A 16,318-nucleotide genomic window follows, 5' to 3' on the forward strand; every position below is an offset into this window, starting at 1 on the left:
AAGTAGGAGGGCAGTGGTGCCTCGCGACGCAGAACCTGATGCTGACGTAATGTAGGAGTGTGTCACTTTTGAACGAATATCGAATCCGTCTGGCCCAGGAACAAGATCTCCGGGCAGCTCTTGAAATGAAGTTGCAAGCTTGGCGTGAAGCCTACTCGTCCTTCCGTGACGAAGGATTTTTTGCTCACCATGAAAGTCAACTGGACCAGCAGCTTGCATGGTGGGAACGTGGCTTGGCTGGGGGAGCGCAGTTCTGGATTGCCGAAACCGGGGACGGAAAAATTGTCGGCTTAGCCGGCGGAACCCCCACCATTGAAGAAGACCAAGATACCGGCGTCGATATCGAACTCGGCGTACTTTATGTGCTCAAAGAGTATTACGGCACCGGGCTGGCAGCCCATTTGATGGACACCGTGCTGTCACGGCGTGACGCGTTGCTCTGGGTGCTGGAAGGAAATGCGCGAGCAATAAACTTCTATACCAAACATGGTTTTGTTCCGGATGGCACTAGCGAAGAGCTGGTCGGATCTTGGGCAGGTCTTCGTGAGCAACGGATGGTACGTAAACATGGCTAAGACCGAAAGTAATGTTATGGTCGGAAGCTACGAGATCGCCACCGGGCTTGCTGAAATTGAACCTGACCCTTACGGCGCTAACCGTTACATTCTGAAGGTCAATGGTGTGCCTTCTTCGCATATTGATCTTGATGACCCCGGCTACCTGGATTTTGAATACATGCGTTGGATGGAACCTGTATTCACCATTGGTTTTCCCACCGAAGAATTTGATGGCCGCACGCGTAAACTTCGCGTGTTACACCTAGGTGGCGGCGGCTGCTCAATGGCTCGTTGGGTTGCAGCGACCTATGAGAACGCGCGCCAGGTTGTTGTTGAACTAGATGCAAAACTCGCCGAATTAGTGCGTACTCGTTTCGACGTCCCGCGTGCACCCTTGGTCCGGCTACGTGTGGGTGACGCCGGGCAGGTGCTCCCCACGCTCAGTGACGACAGTCGGGACATCATTATCCGAGATGTATTCGCAGGCAGCATTACTCCGCGCGAGCTCACTACCGTGGGGTACGCCCAGGAAGCTCAGCGGGTACTGGATCAAGGCGGAGTTTACTTATTGAACTGCGGTGACTCTGCGGACCTTGCCGGCGCGCGAGCAGAAGCTGCTACGCTACTTTCCGTATTTTCCCACGTGGCCATGATTGCTGATGCGCCAATGCTCAAGGGCCGCCGTTACGGAAATATTGTATTCCTAGCTAGCGACGAGCCGTTAACACTCGGCGCGAGCTTTGAACGAAACCTGCGAATTGCCCCGCTGCCAGCGCAACTGGTTGCCGGTTCTGGGGTTACCAAATTTGCTGCGGGAGCCACGCCAATTAACTAACTGGCATTCGGTAAGCGGTGCCGTCCGTGTCGCGCTGAACCAAATTATGGTCCACCATGTAACGACGCAGTAAGGCCACATCCTCATGGATGACCGCTAAGCGCTCATTGAGCTGATTTTCCCGTAAGGATTCTTGGGCGGTCAGAACCTGGTCTCGAATATGGACCATTACTTCATGGCGGGCTGTAGGACGTGCAGGTAAAGCGTTTAGCCGGGTGCCAGTAAAAAAGCGCAGTATTCCGGTGCGCTGGGTATTGGTTGCTGAGGCAGTCGCCAGGGTGTCATTCAAAAGCTCTTCATTGAGCGTCCAACCCTGGTCTGTATCAACTAACAAGCCAATCTTGGCCCAACGACGTAGGTCTTTGAGGCTCTGGGTAGAGCTGCCGAGTCTGGCTCCCTCTCCGGCTAGGACCAAACCCAGTGCCTTGCGCATATTCTGGTTCTTTAATCCCGCAGCGATTTCGACCCACTTGTTGTGTTGAGACATGTTCTTCCTTCAACGTTCAGATCATCTGGATATTTCTCATGCTACCCAGTGTGATTCACCGGGCGTAGAAATGGCTGAATTTCAACTCACGGTAATGGCTTCGAAATATGGGGAGAAGGCTGAGTCTTTGCGGTTCGGTCGGTAAGCGAAGAACATGCTTTGAGCAAAGAAAAATCGGCTCGGCTCGTGGAAACGAGCCGAGCCGATGAGTCGTACTTTTACTTACATGCCGATGGCATTCTCGATCAGTCCGATACCAAAGAAGAGCACGAAGGCTGCCGCGACAGCCCACATCAATGGGTGGATCTCCTTCGCACGTCCCTGCGCTGTGCGGATGAAGACGTACGAGATGAAGCCCGCTCCAATGCCGTTGGCAATAGAGAAGGTGAATGGCATCAGGATGAAGGTGAGGAACGCTGGAAGTGCAATGCCCCAGTCGCTCCAGTCAATCTTGGAGACCTGCGAAACCATCATGAAGCCTACGACTACCAGCGCCGGTGCGACCGCTTCAAAAGGAACAAGGTGGATCAACGGGGTCAGGAACATCGCCACGATAAGTAGCAGACCGGTCACCACGGAGGCTAGACCGGTACGTGCGCCTTCGCCGATACCGGCGCCGGACTCCACGAAGATCTGCGCCGAAGAACTCGAGGTACCACCACCGACGATGGCGCCTGCGGCGTCAACAAGCAGAACCTTGTCGACGTTCGGGATGTTGCCGTCCTTGTCCATTACGCCGGCCTCGGAAGCTAGACCCACCATGGTGCCCATGGCGTCGAAGAAAATCGATAGTAGGATCACGAAGGCAAGTAGTGACGCCGCGGTGACGCCCAACTTGTCGAAGGCACCAAAGAGATGGACCTGACCGATGAGACTCAGATCTGGCAGGGTCCAGCTTGGAAGCGAAGGAACAACCAGTGACCAGCTGTTCGTCTCCTGGTCGCCAACGTTGAAGACCGCTTCGAAAATATTCGCTAGTGCTGCGGCGGCAACAATCCCGATGAGGATGGCACCTTTAACCTTGCGAACTACCAGCGCCATGGTCAACAGCAAACCAACGACGAAGACTACGATTGGCCAGCCCATGAGCTTGCCATCAAAGCCTAGACCCACCGGTACGGTGGTGTTTGCGGCATCTGGGATGCGCTGAACGAAGCCCGCATTGACCAGACCGATGAGTGCGATAAACATACCGATGCCGACCACGATGGCGGTCTTTAGTCCCGCAGGAACGGCGCGGAATACTGCCGTTCTAAAGCCGGTGAGGACCAGCAAGAACATGACGATACCGGCAACTACCACCAGGCCCATGACATCTGCCCAGGTAAGTTCCGGATTTGTTGTCACCGTGATCGCTACGAAGGCGTTGACGCCCAGTCCGGTAGCCATGGCGAATGGGTGCCTGGCCCAGATGCCCATCAGGATGGTCAGGATGCCAGCAACGAAGGCGGTCACCGCGGCTACGCGTTGGATCCCGAGTTCACCACCGGAAGAGTCGACGCCGGAGAGCACCAGCGGGTTGAGTACAACAATGTAGCTCATCGCGAAGAAGGTGGCGATGCCGCCTCGAACTTCGGTAGCAAAAGTTGAGCGGCGTTCCGAAATTTTGAAATATCGATCAACGCGCGCCGGGAAGGATGTCTCGGTCACAGTTTTGGTGGGGGAGGGCATGGTAAAAATTCTATGACGTTTTGGGCATGGAATCATACTGATCTCACAGCTGAGTAGGCTTAGCGTGAAATCATTAGACCCAACTCACACTGTGAGACAAGATTGGAAGTACATTGGTTGTAAGAGGGGTCACACCCAATGCCATCACAGGTCAATGAGGAGCGAGTCTGATGAGTGACGAAGCACCAGTCGGAACTGAAAAAATCGAAGGTATTGTCGTCGGTGCCGACGGGTCCCAGCAAAGCAAGTGCGCTTTGCGGTGGGCCGAACGCGAAGCGGTTCGCCGGGGCAGCGTGTTAAATATCGTATCCGCCTACACAATTCCAGTTTTTGCTGCCTCGTCCATGGACGCAGGTTATTCAACTTTGGATGATGATTTAATCCGTGGAGGCGCCGAGGACATCGTGCGTCAGGCACGCGCAGAACTTGAAGGTAGCGAAGCTACGATCCGCACCTACATTGAGTCTGGAGACCCGTCCGGTGTTCTGCTGGACCTCAGTGCAGATGCCGAACTGGTAGTAGTTGGAACGCGTGGCCGTGGCGGTTTCGTGGGCCGGCTATTGGGGTCGGTTTCGTCCGCATTGCCAGCGCACGCCAAATGCCCAACGGTTGTTGTGCCGTTGTCTATGGCTAAAGAGCAGGAACAGGCTCAGGAAGACGCTCCGGAACGCCAGACCATTGTTGTTGGTGTTGACGGATCGGAACGAGCCAGGTCTGCCGTACTAGCCGCAGCCGATGCGGCGCAAGCACGAAACCTCAAACTTCGTGTGGTTTGCGCTGTTTCTCCGGTCTCCGCGGCGTTGGCCTGGATGCCAGCCACCGTTGATCAAGAAGCGGTACTTGAAGATGTCCGCTACCAAATGGACGTGGGCGAGCGTTGGATTAAGTCGCACTATCCGAATGTTGAAGTGGAAACTGATGTGATTTCAGGACCTCCGGTGGAGGTATTGATCCGCGAATCTGAGCATGCGGTACTTACCGTAACGGGCTCGCGTGGTCGAGGTGGCTTCGCCGGTATGTTGCTTGGCTCTACCAGCCAGGGAGTATTGCACCATTCGAAGGGGCCGGTCATGGTGGTACCAGACAGTGATGACCCTCGTTTGGCTGACCGAAAGAATTTCGACACTAACGCCGAATAAAAACCTTGTTGGCCCGGAAAGAGAAATCTTTCCAGGCCAACTTCTTGCCATGGATCAATAGCTCGTTGGCTAGTTAACTAGCAACGGACAAGAAAAATGCTTCCGCAGTCAGCAGACTACGGAAGCATTTTTTTCGGAGGTGAGCGGGCTTAGTAGCGTGCTGCCTTCGAATGTAGGTTGTTGACCCAGCTCAGTGGGGTCGTCGAGATACCGGCACCTGGGTTACGAGCGTGAACTACTTGGCCGTTACCGATGTAGATAGCCACGTGGTAGAACGAAGCGCCACCATTAGAGGACGAGAACACCAAGTCACCCGGGCGTAGCTCGTTCAGCGAGACATACTGAGGAGCACTCGCGTACTGCTGGCTGGAACTACGTGGAAGGTTGATGCCAGATTGGGCGAACGCCTTCTTGGAGAAGCTGGAGCAGTCAAAAACATTTGGTCCGTTGGCGCCGTAGACGTAACCCTTGCTCGGATCAGCAGCGGTTTTCAAGGCCCAAGAGATCGCAGCAGAATAGTTGCTGTTATTGCTCTCCTGCTTAGGCTCTTCTTTCTTCACCTCAGGTTCAGGCTTTGGCTTCGGAGTCACCTTGGGCTTTTCGGGGGCCTTTGGCTGAACCTTCTTAGGTTCTGGCTTCGGAGCTTCGATAACCTTTGGCTTTTCAGGAGCCTGTGGCATGACCTTTGGCTTCTCGGTTTCCTTAGGCTTGGGTTTAGCCTTTGGCTTCTGAGTTTCCTTTGGAGCCTGGGTTTCCTTTGGCTTTTCGGTTTCCTTTGGAGCCTGAGTTTCCTTCGGCTTCTCGGTTTCCTTTGGCTTCTGGGTTTCCTTTGGGGCCTGGGTTTCCTTAGGCTTTTCAGTTTCCTTTGGAGCCTCGGTTTCCTTTGGCTTCTCAGTTTCCTTCGGCTCGTTCTTCTCGAGCTCGATCACCTTTGGAGTTAAAGTTCTTAGCTTTGAGTTGTCGCCATCTTCGGAATCAAGAGCTTCGAATTCCTGGGGAGTTTCTACAGCAAGTGGTTGCGCAGTGGCCAAGTCATCTTTCGAGACCGGCTCATCGGCCTGCGGAGTCTCGATGACTTCCTTCAGGGCCGCTTCCTGAGCTTTTTCTTCTTGCTCGGCGATCTGCTTACGAACTACTGCTTCTTCTTTTTCCTTGAGGACCGAAAGATGACCAATAAGTTCGTCGCGAAGTTCCTTCTGAGGAGTGATCGACGATTCGTAGGTGTTCAGAGTGGAGGTAGCGGTAGTCGCAGCCTCGTCATAGTTCGCTGCAGCAGCCTTAGCGGCCTTCTGAGCGGTGTCTGCGTACTCTTCCCAAGCAGTGACGAGGGCTTCGGCTTCAGAGGCCGTGTTGACCGTCTGGGAGCGATTCTCGCTCAAGGCGCTCATGGTGGCGGCCTTGTAGAAGATGTCGTTTGATTCATCATCCTGTAGCAGGATGCCAATGCTGGAGTTGCTGGCACCGTTGCGGTACATATCCGAAGCGATAGCGCCAAGGTCATTGCGACTCTGGGCTAGGTACTGCTTCGCATATTTGACCTGCTCAACTGCTTTGTCAGCCTCGGCTGAACGCAAATCGCGTTCCTGCCCGGCAGTCAGCAACGATTCCTGTGCTTCTAGAGCGGCGGTCTCAACACGCTGTAGATCAGCACGGCTTGAGGCAAGCGATGCTTCGAGGCGGGCAATCATGTTGTTAGTGGCGTTCTTGTCCGACTTGGCAGCCGCTACCTCTGCCGCTGAGGGCAAAGAGGTGTTTGACGGTGCAGCGGCGACCGAAATAGCCGTGGGAAACTTCGCCGACGGTGCGGCAGATGCCGGGACGGCGCCAGCAAGACATGAGACTGCTAGGGCCAGGGTGCACGCGGCAACGCCGAGCGAGTGGCGGTTCGCCATATCGTTCCTCACTAGATTCAGGTGATGACAGTTGGGAAAAGGACCAATCGTAATTTTTCGAGATCGAAATGTTGCAATTTGGTCAAGGTCCCAAATAGCACACTAGGCCAAAAAAGAGGTGCTTGGCAACACTAGTCACACCAGTCACAAGAATTACATCGATGGGATTTCTGCCCCTAATTACGGAGTGATATGGACGAAGGTGGATTAAAAGGTATGGTTTTAGGGTTTTTGGCGGGAAGTAAAAGTCCTATAAGTGCCAAGCTTGATCACGTTTGATTCGTTATCTTGACTGTGCGGCAACGCAAAAATGTTGGAACTGGGTCCACGTTCGTTACTTTGTCGCGCGACTAAGCAAGATGAGGGCTGAAATGCGCTGTTATTGCGTCCTTATGTAGGTATAGGCAGGCTAAAACGTTCTTGGCTTAGGAAAGTGCCAATTGAGCGTGTTTGGCCATGATGCTCAGCGCGCCCAACGGCTAAAGGTGATGGAACCAGAAAGTAATGATCACTGAGCGGGAAGTCGGCTTCGTCAGGGCGAAGCTTTGCCCGTCGCGGACTAAGCATGTGCATGCAGCGCATCCATGGTGCGATTCGCTTCAGTCGCAGATAAATAAAATATCGGCATGCCGGCCCTGAAACACCGACAGAGGTCGGTTTTCCCACCCGCGGCGCCGAGGTCAACAATATGAGAAGCGCTGGCAAGACAAGTTTTGCACCATTTTGAGCAAAATTCGTGACGCACATCTCAATATAAGTTTTTACGAAATTTTGCTATCCCCAGCCCAAATCGTGCAATTTATCGTCGTCGATTCCGAAGTGGTGCGCCACCTCATGCATGACTGTAACGCGCACTTCACGGATGACATCTTCTCGTGTTTCGCAGGCTCTTAGAGTCGGGTTTTTGAAAATTGTAATCCGGTCTGGCAGGGCGCCTGATGCCCAACCGAGATCACGTTCAGTGAGTGCAACACCCTCGTATAAGCCCAGAATCTCGGTGTTTTTTGGTTCTCCAGGGAGTGGCTCGTATTCGTCTTCGATAAAGAAAATGACGTTGTCCATCATGTCGATAGCGCTCTGCGGAATGCTGTCGACAGCCGACTGGACTAGGTCGTCAAACTCGTCGTCACTCATCTCCAAATTCATATTTCAACCCTACTGTTCAGCGTCGCTTTGAGCTTGAAAAAATTGCCGCAAAGGCCGATTTTGCAAAAGGTAAAAAGGCCACGTATAGTTGTTGAAGTCCGCTACGGAGACGCAAGAAACCGAAGCAGATATAGGCCCCCATCGTCTAGCGGCCTAGGACACTGCCCTTTCACGGCAGCGGCACGGGTTCGAATCCCGTTGGGGGTACAAACAACCAACTTGTTGGTTGTCAGATGAAGAAATTCATTGGCTTGCGAAAGCAAGGCCCTGTAGCGCAGTTGGTTAGCGCGCCGCCCTGTCACGGCGGAGGTCGCGGGTTCAAGTCCCGTCAGGGTCGCTCGGTTTATTGTTTAGGCAATAAATCTGGTGTCCACTTAGTGGTACCAGGCTCTGTAGCTCAGTTGGTAGAGCGTTCGACTGAAAATCGAAAGGTCACCGGATCGACGCCGGTCGGAGCCACGTAGCCCTCGGTTTACCGAGGGCTTTACTATGTGATTTGAAAGTTTTTCAAAATGCATGGCCCTGTAGCGCAGTTGGTTAGCGCGCCGCCCTGTCACGGCGGAGGTCGCGGGTTCAAGTCCCGTCAGGGTCGCCAACAAAAAAAGCTCCGGTTTTCCGGAGCTTTTTACTTTAAAGATCTTCTCTACCCGCCATGGTTGGTGTTGCGGTGTTGGGTATCGAGCTTTTAGTTAGCCCGTCCCAAGTGACGAGGGCCTAGCCAGCGATTAGTCAGCCGGCGGTAAGCGGCTGCCGCAGTGGAGAAGTCACCATCCTCGATGGCCTGGATTCCGTGCATCAAATCATTGGCCGACTCGTCTGGCCACACAATTTCAGCAAGTAATCCATAATCTAGCTCGATGACGGAACGCCTATCGAAGGATTCTAGCCAGCTTCCTAGAGCCCCTAGCTCTTCAAATAGCGGAGCCTGCGGAGCATAGGTCACTAGTGTCTGGACTGCCCAGGCAAGGCGTTCTACAGCCTGCTCAAAAGGTACGATGAGGCGCACCGTCATGAGGCGGTCATCTTGATGGATCTGCTCGAACTCATCATCTTCGCGGAAGAGCGCAAACCAGCTCAGCGGGATTCCCCACGTTGAAGTGCGGGTATGTAAATGCGTCAGGTCTGCTGCAAGTTGCTCTGGAGTCACTCGCTCGGCATTGGCGCTGCGCGCCGCCGGCGGTACAAGAAGATCGAAGACTTCGGACCGGATCGCTTCCTCGGCTTGTTCTGCTGCTAAAAGGCTACGCGCCTTTAGCTGTCCAGGGCAGTAGCGAGTGTGCTCGTTGCCCTCATAATCAAGAACCTTTAGCGAACGGAAATGCTCAATCTCGTTATGCGGGAACGGGTCTGAGACGTCTCGTAACGTGCGCTCCCAGAGGTTCTGATTTTCGTAATTATCCCAATGACTCGCACTGCGTTGTCCGTTGCGAAGAATAATTGATTGGGCCCAATCTTCGAAGGTATCCAAAGGCTCGTAGACGCGCAGATGTGCGGTGGCGGCTGTAAGTTCTTCGAGGGGCCCAATCAATTTTTTTGTCATTGTTAGTCGTTCAACTCCACAATGACTGGTGCGTGGTCACTGGCGCCCTTACCCTTGCGTTCTTCGCGGTCGATAGTTGCGCCCACTACGCGCTCAGTCAGCGCGGGAGAGGTCAGTGCGAAGTCGATACGCATGCCCTCACCCTTCGGGAAGCGCAGCTGCGTGTAATCCCAGTAGGTGTATTCACCTTCGGTATACGGTCGCACCACATCTGAAAAACCAGCATTTTCAAAAGTAGTGAAAGCTGCTCGCTCGGGGGCAGAGACGTGGGTTAGCTGGTTGTCCAAGAAAAATTGGATGTCCCAGACATCTTCATCCTTAGGTGCAATATTCCAGTCACCGAGCAACGCGATTTGAGCTTTCGGGTCGGCGTCGAGCCACTGAGCGGAATTTTCCTTCAGGCCTTCGAGCCAGTTGAGCTTATAGCCCATATGTTCGTCATCTAAAGCGCGTCCGTTGGGTACGTACAAGCTCCAAACGCGGACCCCGCCGCAAGTGGCCGCAATGGCTCGCGGCTCCTGGATAGGATCTTTCCCACCTTTACCAAACTCGGGCTGGTTGGGAAAGGTGCGTTGCACGTCGTCAAGTCCAACGCGGGAGGCAATGGCTACGCCATTCCACTGGTTGACGCCAAAATGCGCCACCTCGTAATCGTTATTCTCGAAAAGTTCCCAGGGGAAGTTATCGTCTTTACATTTCGTTTCCTGAATTGCCAGGACATCAACGTCGGATCGGCGCAGCCAGTCTTCGACGCGGTCAGCCCGGGCCCGCAGGGAGTTCACATTCCAGGTTGCAATCTTCACTAGTTCAACCTATCAAGTTTGCTGTCATGCGCCACTTCAATTTACTTGGAAGTCCGAGTATATTCGAGATTGAACTGTGACAGCGATCACCGAGGGGTGGGTATTTTGACCGACATTCTGACCGAACGCCGGGGACATTTGGGACTCATTACTCTGAACCGGCCAGCCGCGCTTAACGCACTGACCACACAGATGTGCCGGGAGATGCTTCATGCCCTGCTTGCGTGGCGTGAAGACCCGCAGGTGCACCATGTAGCGATCACCGGGGCAGGGGAACGAGGCTTGTGTGCCGGTGGAGACATCGTGGCCATTTACCGCGATATTTTGAACCGCGACGGGTCCACCGAAGAGTTCTGGCGTATTGAATATCAGCTCAACGTGCTCATAGATGAGTATCCCAAGCCATTCGTGGCGCTGATGGACGGGATTGTGCTCGGTGGGGGCATCGGAGTGTCGGCTCACGGTAGTCACCGCATCGTGACCGAAACAAGTCGTTGCGGTATGCCTGAGGTGGAAATCGGATTTTTCCCCGATGTCGGAGGCACCCACCTGCTTGCTCAGGGTGACAAGGCCGCAGGGCGTCTTGCAGCGCTGACGGGATTGAAATTTCAGGCTGCGGATACGATAGCTCTAGGTCTGGCCGACACCTATGTACCCCAAGAAAATTTGGCCCAGCTCTTGACGGAGCTAGAGGGCGCAGAAGTCGAGGAAGTTATTGCTCGATATAAGTCCGAGCCAGAACCAGGCATGCTCGATGGTCAGCGGGTAGAGGCCTTCGCCGAGCCGAGCATCCCCGGGATTCTCGCGGCGCTAAATGCGAGCGATCAGTCGCAGAGCCAAATTGCGGCCAAGGCGCTTCGTGCTGCCTGTCCGAGCTCGGTTCGGCTCGTTGATCAGCTGTTATCTAGTGCCGGAGATGACCTGCGCGAAGACCTGCGCCGAGAATTTAGGGCAGCCGTCAACCGCCTAGATGATCCTGACTTCGCTGAAGGAATCCGCGCGGCGGTGATCGATAAGGACCGCAACCCACAGTGGCGTGAGCAGGTGGGAGATCTGACTTCGGCGCAGCGCACGGCTCGCCACTTTGCTCCGTTGCCGGGAGCAGAACTGAATTTTGCACTGTTGGAGCAGGGGATACGAGAGAAGAGCGGAAAATGAGCGAGAAGCCAGTCATTGGATTTCTAGGACTAGGCCATATGGGCCTACCTATGGCGATCAATTTGCATCGCGCAGGCTATCGATTAAAAGCTTTTGATGTTGTCCCGGCCGCGCTTGAGGCAGCCCAAGCTGCTGGCATAGAAACCGTGTCGGCTGGCGCCGATGCCGCGCAGGACGTAGATATAGTGCTCACCATGTTCCCTACCGGTCAGCATGTATTAGATGCTTACCGGGGGTACCTGCTGGAAACGGCCAAGGACAATACGCTGTTCTTGGAATGCTCCACCATCGACGTAGCCCAAGCCCGGGAAGCGGCGCAGCTCGCGGTGGACGCCGGTCACCGCAGTGCGGATGCACCGGTATCCGGGGGAGTTGTTGGCGCCGAAGCGGGAAGTCTGACTTTCATGCTTGGTGCGGATCAGTCAGATTTGGCGCAGATTAACCCGGTGCTTGAAGTAATGGGCAAAAAAATCGTGCACTGCGGCGGGCATGGAGCAGGTCAAGCTGCCAAGGTCTGCAACAACATGCTCTTAGGGATTTCCATGATCGGCGCCGCGGAGGCCTTTGTCCTAGGTGAGCGCTTGGGGCTGGAGCATCAAGCCTTGTATGACGTGATCTCCTCGGCCTCGGGGCAATGCTGGGCAGTAACTACCAACTGCCCGGTACCGGGGCCAGTCCCCACATCGCCGGCTAATCGTGACTATCAGCCAGGGTTTGCCGCAGCCTTGATGGCCAAGGATCTTGGGTTAGCATCCAGCGCTTTAGATAATACTCAGACCGATGCCAAACTCGGGAGCCTCGCGGCGGCCCTCTACCGGAAATTCAGTGACGAGGGCAATGCTGGCACGGATTTCTCGGGTGTTATCAATGCGATCCGCGACGGGTCATTATAAAAAATCACAGGAGGCGCGGCGGAAGCGCGAGAGAATTTCGAAAAGTTCCGTCGCGTCTTTAGGGGCCAAGTTGCTTTGGGCGAAGAGCATCTTGTTAAGGTCCTCCCGTGCTGCGTTGAGCACTTCTAAGCCTTGAGGGTTTAGCTCTAAAAGCCGGGTTCGCCCATCGGTGGGATGTGCAATGCGTTGCACTAAGCCGGTGGCTTCAAGGCGATCTACGGAATTGGTCAGGCTAGTTGCATGAACCTGAAGTAGTTCGCTGGCGCGACTCATGGGAAGCGAACCACGCTTGGAAAACCCAAGTAAGGCAAGAACCTCAAAGCGCGCAAAGGTGAGCCCATGCGGTTTGAGGATCGCATCGGCTCGCTGCAAATAGATCGACGCGGTGCGCATTACCGCGGTGATCGCCGCCATGGCATCAGCTTCGGAAGCCCAGCCATGGGAAACCCACTGTTCTCGGGCCTCGGCAATCGGGTCGCGTGGCAACGGAGAATTCAACATTTACCCCCTGAAGAAGTCTTAGTCCAACAATATACTTGGACTTCCAAGGGTTTGGAAGGAGAAAACTGATGGACCTATTGGGTGTGGCACACCAACTACACGAGGCCGATCAAAAACGACTAGATCAGGTGCGTGAATTCCTACAGGAACATATTCGCCGGCAGTCGATTGAATTCTGGAATCGCGAGGAATTTCCTGCAGAACTTGTCCAAGGGTTAGCTGGTCAAGGGCTAGCCGGGCTCCAGCTAGACGGCTCCTCGCATCTTTTGCGCGGGCTGCTTCATGCGGAAATCGCGCGTGCAGACGTTTCACTGTCATCGATTGTTGGTATTCACAACGAGCTGGTGGTGGGTATGATCGACGCTCTCGGATCTGCCGAACAACGTGAACTCTGGCTCCCGAAACTTACCAAATTTCAAGCTTTTGGCGCCTTCGCCTTGACCGAGCCTGACCATGGCTCGGATATCGCCGGTGGCATTCACACCACGGTGACCCGTGAAGGTGAGGAGTATGTGCTCAACGGCGCCAAGCGTTGGATCGGCATGGGAACTCTTGCCGATTTCGCGTTAATCTGGGCAAAATGCCCTGACAGTGGTGCGGTTGGGGCATTTCTCGTAGAGAGTGACCGTCCCGGTTATAGCGCTACAAAAATTGAGAACAAGATTGGCCTGCGCATTATGCAGAATGCCGACATTGTCATGGATAACGTACGGGTTCCTTTAGAAAACAAGCTTCCTGGTGCTGTCGACTTCGCCTCGGCTAACGCCTTGCTAATGCAATCCCGTGCATGGGTCGGGTGGCAAGCGGTCGGAGCGATGTTAGCAACTTTGGATATTTGTACCGCCTACGCGAAGGAACGTCAGCAATTCGGGCAACCCATTGCTGCTTTTCAACTGGTGCAAGAACCTTTGGCCGAGATAGCGGGCAACGCTACGGCTTGCCTGTCGATGATGGTGGATGTTGCGCGCAAGCAAGAACGCGGTGAGCTAGAAATGGTTGATGCCGCGTTGGCGAAGTCGACTGCTACGCGGCTGGCTCGACGGTCGGCTTCCCTGGGACGGGCATTGCTGGGCGGCAACGGCGTTGTGACCGACTATGAGATGGCTAAAGTCTTCTGCGATGTTGAAATTATCCATACCTACGAAGGAACTTACGAGATCAATTCATTGATTGTCGGACGAGCGTTGACCGGGGTGAGCGCCTTCGTCTAACCCATAAATGTGGTGCTGGCTTGGCTAGTTGGTGGGGCTTCAGAAAGATTTTCGTGAAAGTACTTTCCAATATGGAAAGTACTTGTTAGTCTTAGAACACAAGCCCCACCAACAACGGAGAAGACAATGTTTGTTTCAAAGAAATTTTGGTTCGTCGCACTATGGTCCGTCATGACCCTCGGATGCCTGTTCATGGCAGTGTCCGGAATGGCCACTGAAGCTCCGGCGTTGGTTATTGCGGGAATGTCAGGGTTCGCAGCCATTGGAGCTTCAATTAGCGCCTACGTTCAGCAGCAGAAGCAAAATCGTAAGGCTCTGGCATGAACCGCGAACCAGAACTCAGCGCGGCGGAACAACTAGCCGCTTTCGAAAATGCGCAACGTGAGATGACCCCGGTGGCCAAACGAGGTGCCAAGCAATTAGGAATGCTTTGTGTATCCCTCGGGCTAGTGCTCGGCGTGCTGCACGGGTTGCTTCACGTGTATCACCCGGAACGTAGCCTGACCGCATTTTTTATACTTGTCGGAGCGGCCATACTGGCAATCTTCGCTTTGAGCTTTGGCTATCTCAAGGTCCGTAGTGTGCTTCCTCGCGGAATGAGTAAGGCATACTTGCTAAGCCTCTTTGCCAGCCTCGGTATTTACGCAGTGACGCTTACCCTGATCACCACGCCGATGGCTGCATTTCTGGTCGTATTGCTCGGACTGGCGGTGGCGCTGCCGTTGCTTCTCGGCGGTGTTTGGATGATGAAACGATGAGCGAGCACCCACGCACCCAGATGAACGATGACTTCACTAACCCTGTGCGACTGTCCTTGATGGCTGCACTGCAGGGAGTAGAAGAAATCGATTTTAAGACTCTGCGGGAGACTCTCGGAGTCTCCGACTCGGTCCTTTCCCGGCATATCACGGGCCTTGAAGAAAAAAGTTACCTCAAAGTCCGCAAAGGTTTTGTCGGTAAACGCCCGCGCACTTGGGTTAAACTTTCTGCGCACGGGCGTTCCAGCCTCACCGAGCATATTCAGGCGTTGCGAGCTATCACCAGCGGACTGTAACCGGCTAAGACTGCCACCAGGTATCGCGGTAGGTAGCTGGAACGGCGCGTTTGTGGCGCGAACCCAGGAAACGGGACTCGATGACTTCGGCCACCGCGGAATCTACCTCCCGACCTTCAAGATAGTCGTCAATATTGGCGTACGTCAGCCCGAGCTCGTCTTCATCACTACGTAAAGGTTGCCCACCTAATAGGTCAGCCGTTGGCTCCTTAGCCCAGAGCAATTCGGGAGCGTCCAACTGACGCAACAATGCCTGATTTTGACGTTTGTTTAGCCCGGCTAGCGGCAGCAAGTCTGCTCCACCATCACCAAATTTAGTGAAAAATCCGGTCACGGATTCGGCGGCATGGTCGGTTCCGAGCACCAAGAAGCGGCGGTCGCCGGCTAAGGCATACTGGACAATCATGCGCATCCGGGCCTTGGCGTTACCCCGATTGAAATCGGTCAGGCGAGGGTGCCCGGCATCGTCTAATGCCACATCCAAGGCACTGACCGGCTTTTCGATGTTGACTTCAAATTCTTCATCCGCGGCGACAAAAGCCATAGCTTTCATCGCATCATCGGCATCGCTTTGCACCCCATGAGGCAACCGAACCGCAATAAAGCGTGCTTCTCCGCCGGCCTCACGAATTTCCTGGACGGCTAATTGCGCCAAGCGACCAGCCAGGGTGGAATCGATTCCCCCAGAAATACCCAGTACGAAGCCCTTGGCCCGCGTCGCGGCTAGATAGTCCTTCAGGAATCCCACACGGCGGGTGATCTCCTGTGTAGGAATGATTTCAGGCATGACGCCTAGTTCTTCAATGATCTCTGCTTGCAGTTCACGCATGCCTACCATCCTAGGCAAGAGAACAAGGAGCTTGGGCTTTTAATCGGAGTCGGAACAGAAAGTTAATCTGTATTCAACATTTGGCGATTCACCATTAATCGGTTTCGGCGTCGCTCCAGCCAAAGTTCCGCGCCATCTGCTCCAGCGAGCTCACGGTCGTGGCATATTCCTCTTCGGTTAGTCCTTCACCGAACTGTGAGCGGATCCGGTCCACTAGTTCGCTGAGCTTCACCAGTGAAACGTGACCGCGTTCGGTAATTGTGTATTCACCGTCTAGGTGTGAAATCCAGCCGGATTCAACCAATTCTGCCAAATGCTCGGTGACGTTTTGAGGCTCATCCGGCGAGGCAAAAAACGGAGAAAGGCCAGAAATAAGTTTGGCTTCAGACGCCGGGTTTTGCTCCAACAGGTTTAGCACCTGCCACTGTCGGCGGGTGACGCCGTGTTCTTCTAAGGTCGCTGCAAACTGCTCGTCAATCAGCGAATCTACCAATTTCAACCAGAAACCCAAGGGGCGAGTCGCGTTCATGATCCCACCTTATCCGGGAGTTCCCGCTGGGGCTAGGGGCTATTTTTACTCAGTTACGCCAACTCAATTACGG

General features: G+C 54.3%; 18 protein-coding genes and 4 tRNA genes. 13 read left to right on the forward strand and 9 right to left on the reverse strand.

From position 1 onward, the window contains the following. The first annotated feature begins 59 nt into the window (after positions 1 to 59). Together ACX5K5_RS00940 and ACX5K5_RS00945 are read left to right on the forward strand one after the other, a co-directional pair. Positions 60 to 575 (forward strand): GNAT family N-acetyltransferase, encoded by a 516-nt coding sequence (locus ACX5K5_RS00940; protein ID WP_096256481.1) that lies wholly within the window; start codon positions 60 to 62, stop codon positions 573 to 575. After that, positions 568 to 1,392 carry a spermidine synthase gene (locus ACX5K5_RS00945; RefSeq protein WP_229677150.1) on the forward strand — a complete coding sequence of 275 codons (825 nt, stop codon included), beginning with the start codon at positions 568 to 570 and terminating at the stop codon, positions 1,390 to 1,392. Before ACX5K5_RS00940 ends, ACX5K5_RS00945 begins: the two co-directional genes overlap by 8 nt. On the opposite strand, the gene ACX5K5_RS00950 is transcribed toward ACX5K5_RS00945, so the two are convergent. Continuing rightward, positions 1,385 to 1,879: a DUF2087 domain-containing protein gene (locus ACX5K5_RS00950; RefSeq protein WP_096256480.1), complete on the reverse strand. Its 495-nt coding sequence runs from the start codon at positions 1,877 to 1,879 to the stop codon at positions 1,385 to 1,387. The genes ACX5K5_RS00945 and ACX5K5_RS00950 overlap by 8 nt on opposite strands. Before the next feature lie 222 nt (positions 1,880 to 2,101). Then, a complete protein-coding gene (locus ACX5K5_RS00955) occupies positions 2,102 to 3,550 on the reverse strand; it encodes an NCS2 family permease (protein WP_096256479.1) in 1,449 nt (482 codons plus the stop codon). A 170-nt stretch (positions 3,551 to 3,720) separates the two neighbouring features. On the opposite strand from ACX5K5_RS00955, the gene ACX5K5_RS00960 reads away from it, so the two are divergent. After that, entirely contained in the window at positions 3,721 to 4,689 is a 969-nt protein-coding gene (locus ACX5K5_RS00960; protein ID WP_096256478.1) for a universal stress protein, read from the forward strand. A 149-nt stretch (positions 4,690 to 4,838) separates the two neighbouring features. Here the strand turns inward: ACX5K5_RS00960 and ACX5K5_RS00965 are convergent, their stop codons facing one another. Together ACX5K5_RS00965 and ACX5K5_RS00970 are read right to left on the reverse strand one after the other, a co-directional pair. After that, the gene (locus ACX5K5_RS00965) at positions 4,839 to 6,581 is read right to left on the reverse strand and encodes a C40 family peptidase (RefSeq protein ID WP_459174879.1); all 1,743 of its coding nucleotides are present in this window, start codon (positions 6,579 to 6,581) and stop codon (positions 4,839 to 4,841) included. A 774-nt stretch (positions 6,582 to 7,355) separates the two neighbouring features. Next, positions 7,356 to 7,727, reverse strand: a complete 372-nt coding sequence (locus ACX5K5_RS00970) for a metallopeptidase family protein (RefSeq protein WP_096256476.1) — start codon at positions 7,725 to 7,727, stop codon at positions 7,356 to 7,358. A 134-nt stretch (positions 7,728 to 7,861) separates the two neighbouring features. Between ACX5K5_RS00970 and ACX5K5_RS00975 the strand changes: the two genes are divergently transcribed. The 4 genes from ACX5K5_RS00975 (at position 7,862) to ACX5K5_RS00990 (ending at position 8,322) form a co-directional block, all read left to right on the forward strand. Next, positions 7,862 to 7,934, forward strand: a tRNA-Glu gene (locus tag ACX5K5_RS00975). A 56-nt stretch (positions 7,935 to 7,990) separates the two neighbouring features. After that, a tRNA-Asp gene (locus ACX5K5_RS00980) sits at positions 7,991 to 8,064 on the forward strand. A gap of 49 nt (positions 8,065 to 8,113) precedes the next feature. Continuing rightward, positions 8,114 to 8,186: transfer RNA gene (locus ACX5K5_RS00985), tRNA-Phe, on the forward strand. A gap of 59 nt (positions 8,187 to 8,245) precedes the next feature. Next, positions 8,246 to 8,322: transfer RNA gene (locus ACX5K5_RS00990), tRNA-Asp, on the forward strand. A 90-nt stretch (positions 8,323 to 8,412) separates the two neighbouring features. Here ACX5K5_RS00990 and ACX5K5_RS00995 read toward each other — a convergent pair. Both ACX5K5_RS00995 and ACX5K5_RS01000 read right to left on the reverse strand, forming a co-directional pair. Beyond that, complete coding sequence (locus ACX5K5_RS00995) at positions 8,413 to 9,267, reverse strand: DUF8083 family protein (RefSeq protein WP_105677718.1); 855 nt, start codon at positions 9,265 to 9,267, stop codon at positions 8,413 to 8,415. Between the two features lie 2 nt (positions 9,268 to 9,269). Then, positions 9,270 to 10,070 (reverse strand): exodeoxyribonuclease III, encoded by an 801-nt coding sequence (locus tag ACX5K5_RS01000; protein ID WP_188686289.1) that lies wholly within the window; start codon positions 10,068 to 10,070, stop codon positions 9,270 to 9,272. Between the two features lie 105 nt (positions 10,071 to 10,175). Between ACX5K5_RS01000 and ACX5K5_RS01005 the strand changes: the two genes are divergently transcribed. Further along, positions 10,176 to 11,228 (forward strand): 3-hydroxyisobutyryl-CoA hydrolase, encoded by a 1,053-nt coding sequence (locus ACX5K5_RS01005; RefSeq protein WP_459174880.1) that lies wholly within the window; start codon positions 10,176 to 10,178, stop codon positions 11,226 to 11,228. Then, entirely contained in the window at positions 11,225 to 12,121 is an 897-nt protein-coding gene (gene mmsB, locus ACX5K5_RS01010) for a 3-hydroxyisobutyrate dehydrogenase (protein WP_096256473.1), read from the forward strand. Before ACX5K5_RS01005 ends, mmsB begins: the two co-directional genes overlap by 4 nt. On the opposite strand, the gene ACX5K5_RS01015 is transcribed toward mmsB, so the two are convergent. Next, entirely contained in the window at positions 12,116 to 12,619 is a 504-nt protein-coding gene (locus ACX5K5_RS01015; protein WP_096256510.1) for a MarR family winged helix-turn-helix transcriptional regulator, read from the reverse strand. The two genes, mmsB and ACX5K5_RS01015, sit on opposite strands and share 6 nt — an antisense overlap. 71 nt (positions 12,620 to 12,690) lie before the next feature. On the opposite strand from ACX5K5_RS01015, the gene ACX5K5_RS01020 reads away from it, so the two are divergent. The 4 genes from ACX5K5_RS01020 to ACX5K5_RS01035 all read left to right on the forward strand — a co-directional run bounded on the left by ACX5K5_RS01020 (position 12,691) and on the right by ACX5K5_RS01035 (position 14,887). Beyond that, complete coding sequence (locus ACX5K5_RS01020) at positions 12,691 to 13,833, forward strand: acyl-CoA dehydrogenase family protein (RefSeq protein WP_096256472.1); 1,143 nt, start codon at positions 12,691 to 12,693, stop codon at positions 13,831 to 13,833. Between the two features lie 126 nt (positions 13,834 to 13,959). Then, on the forward strand, positions 13,960 to 14,157 hold the full coding sequence (locus ACX5K5_RS01025; protein WP_096256471.1) for a hypothetical protein: 198 nt from the start codon (positions 13,960 to 13,962) through the stop codon (positions 14,155 to 14,157). After that, positions 14,154 to 14,591 carry a hypothetical protein gene (locus ACX5K5_RS01030; RefSeq protein ID WP_188686269.1) on the forward strand — a complete coding sequence of 146 codons (438 nt, stop codon included), beginning with the start codon at positions 14,154 to 14,156 and terminating at the stop codon, positions 14,589 to 14,591. Before ACX5K5_RS01025 ends, ACX5K5_RS01030 begins: the two co-directional genes overlap by 4 nt. Beyond that, positions 14,588 to 14,887 (forward strand): winged helix-turn-helix domain-containing protein, encoded by a 300-nt coding sequence (locus tag ACX5K5_RS01035; RefSeq protein WP_096256469.1) that lies wholly within the window; start codon positions 14,588 to 14,590, stop codon positions 14,885 to 14,887. Before ACX5K5_RS01030 ends, ACX5K5_RS01035 begins: the two co-directional genes overlap by 4 nt. A gap of 4 nt (positions 14,888 to 14,891) precedes the next feature. On the opposite strand, the gene nadE is transcribed toward ACX5K5_RS01035, so the two are convergent. Both nadE and ACX5K5_RS01045 read right to left on the reverse strand, forming a co-directional pair. Beyond that, positions 14,892 to 15,716 carry an NAD(+) synthase gene (gene nadE, locus ACX5K5_RS01040; RefSeq protein WP_096256468.1) on the reverse strand — a complete coding sequence of 275 codons (825 nt, stop codon included), beginning with the start codon at positions 15,714 to 15,716 and terminating at the stop codon, positions 14,892 to 14,894. A gap of 94 nt (positions 15,717 to 15,810) precedes the next feature. Further along, entirely contained in the window at positions 15,811 to 16,245 is a 435-nt protein-coding gene (locus tag ACX5K5_RS01045; protein WP_096256467.1) for a MarR family winged helix-turn-helix transcriptional regulator, read from the reverse strand. Positions 16,246 to 16,318 lie beyond the last annotated feature (73 nt).

This window comes from Glutamicibacter bergerei (assembly GCF_054495185.1).

Coding starts and splice junctions, on each gene's coding strand:
- ACX5K5_RS00945 (WP_229677150.1), top strand. CDS start 568: ATGGCTAAGACCGAAAGTAATGTTATGGTCGGAAGCTACGAGATCGCC.
- ACX5K5_RS00950 (WP_096256480.1), bottom strand. CDS start 1,879: ATGTCTCAACACAACAAGTGGGTCGAAATCGCTGCGGGATTAAAGAAC.
- ACX5K5_RS00955 (WP_096256479.1), bottom strand. CDS start 3,550: ATGCCCTCCCCCACCAAAACTGTGACCGAGACATCCTTCCCGGCGCGC.
- ACX5K5_RS00960 (WP_096256478.1), top strand. CDS start 3,721: ATGAGTGACGAAGCACCAGTCGGAACTGAAAAAATCGAAGGTATTGTC.
- ACX5K5_RS00965 (WP_459174879.1), bottom strand. CDS start 6,581: ATGGCGAACCGCCACTCGCTCGGCGTTGCCGCGTGCACCCTGGCCCTA.
- ACX5K5_RS00970 (WP_096256476.1), bottom strand. CDS start 7,727: ATGAATTTGGAGATGAGTGACGACGAGTTTGACGACCTAGTCCAGTCG.
- ACX5K5_RS00995 (WP_105677718.1), bottom strand. CDS start 9,267: ATGACAAAAAAATTGATTGGGCCCCTCGAAGAACTTACAGCCGCCACC.
- mmsB (WP_096256473.1), top strand. CDS start 11,225: ATGAGCGAGAAGCCAGTCATTGGATTTCTAGGACTAGGCCATATGGGC.
- ACX5K5_RS01020 (WP_096256472.1), top strand. CDS start 12,691: ATGGACCTATTGGGTGTGGCACACCAACTACACGAGGCCGATCAAAAA.
- ACX5K5_RS01025 (WP_096256471.1), top strand. CDS start 13,960: ATGTTTGTTTCAAAGAAATTTTGGTTCGTCGCACTATGGTCCGTCATG.
- ACX5K5_RS01030 (WP_188686269.1), top strand. CDS start 14,154: ATGAACCGCGAACCAGAACTCAGCGCGGCGGAACAACTAGCCGCTTTC.
- ACX5K5_RS01035 (WP_096256469.1), top strand. CDS start 14,588: ATGAGCGAGCACCCACGCACCCAGATGAACGATGACTTCACTAACCCT.
- nadE (WP_096256468.1), bottom strand. CDS start 15,716: ATGCGTGAACTGCAAGCAGAGATCATTGAAGAACTAGGCGTCATGCCT.
- ACX5K5_RS01045 (WP_096256467.1), bottom strand. CDS start 16,245: ATGAACGCGACTCGCCCCTTGGGTTTCTGGTTGAAATTGGTAGATTCG.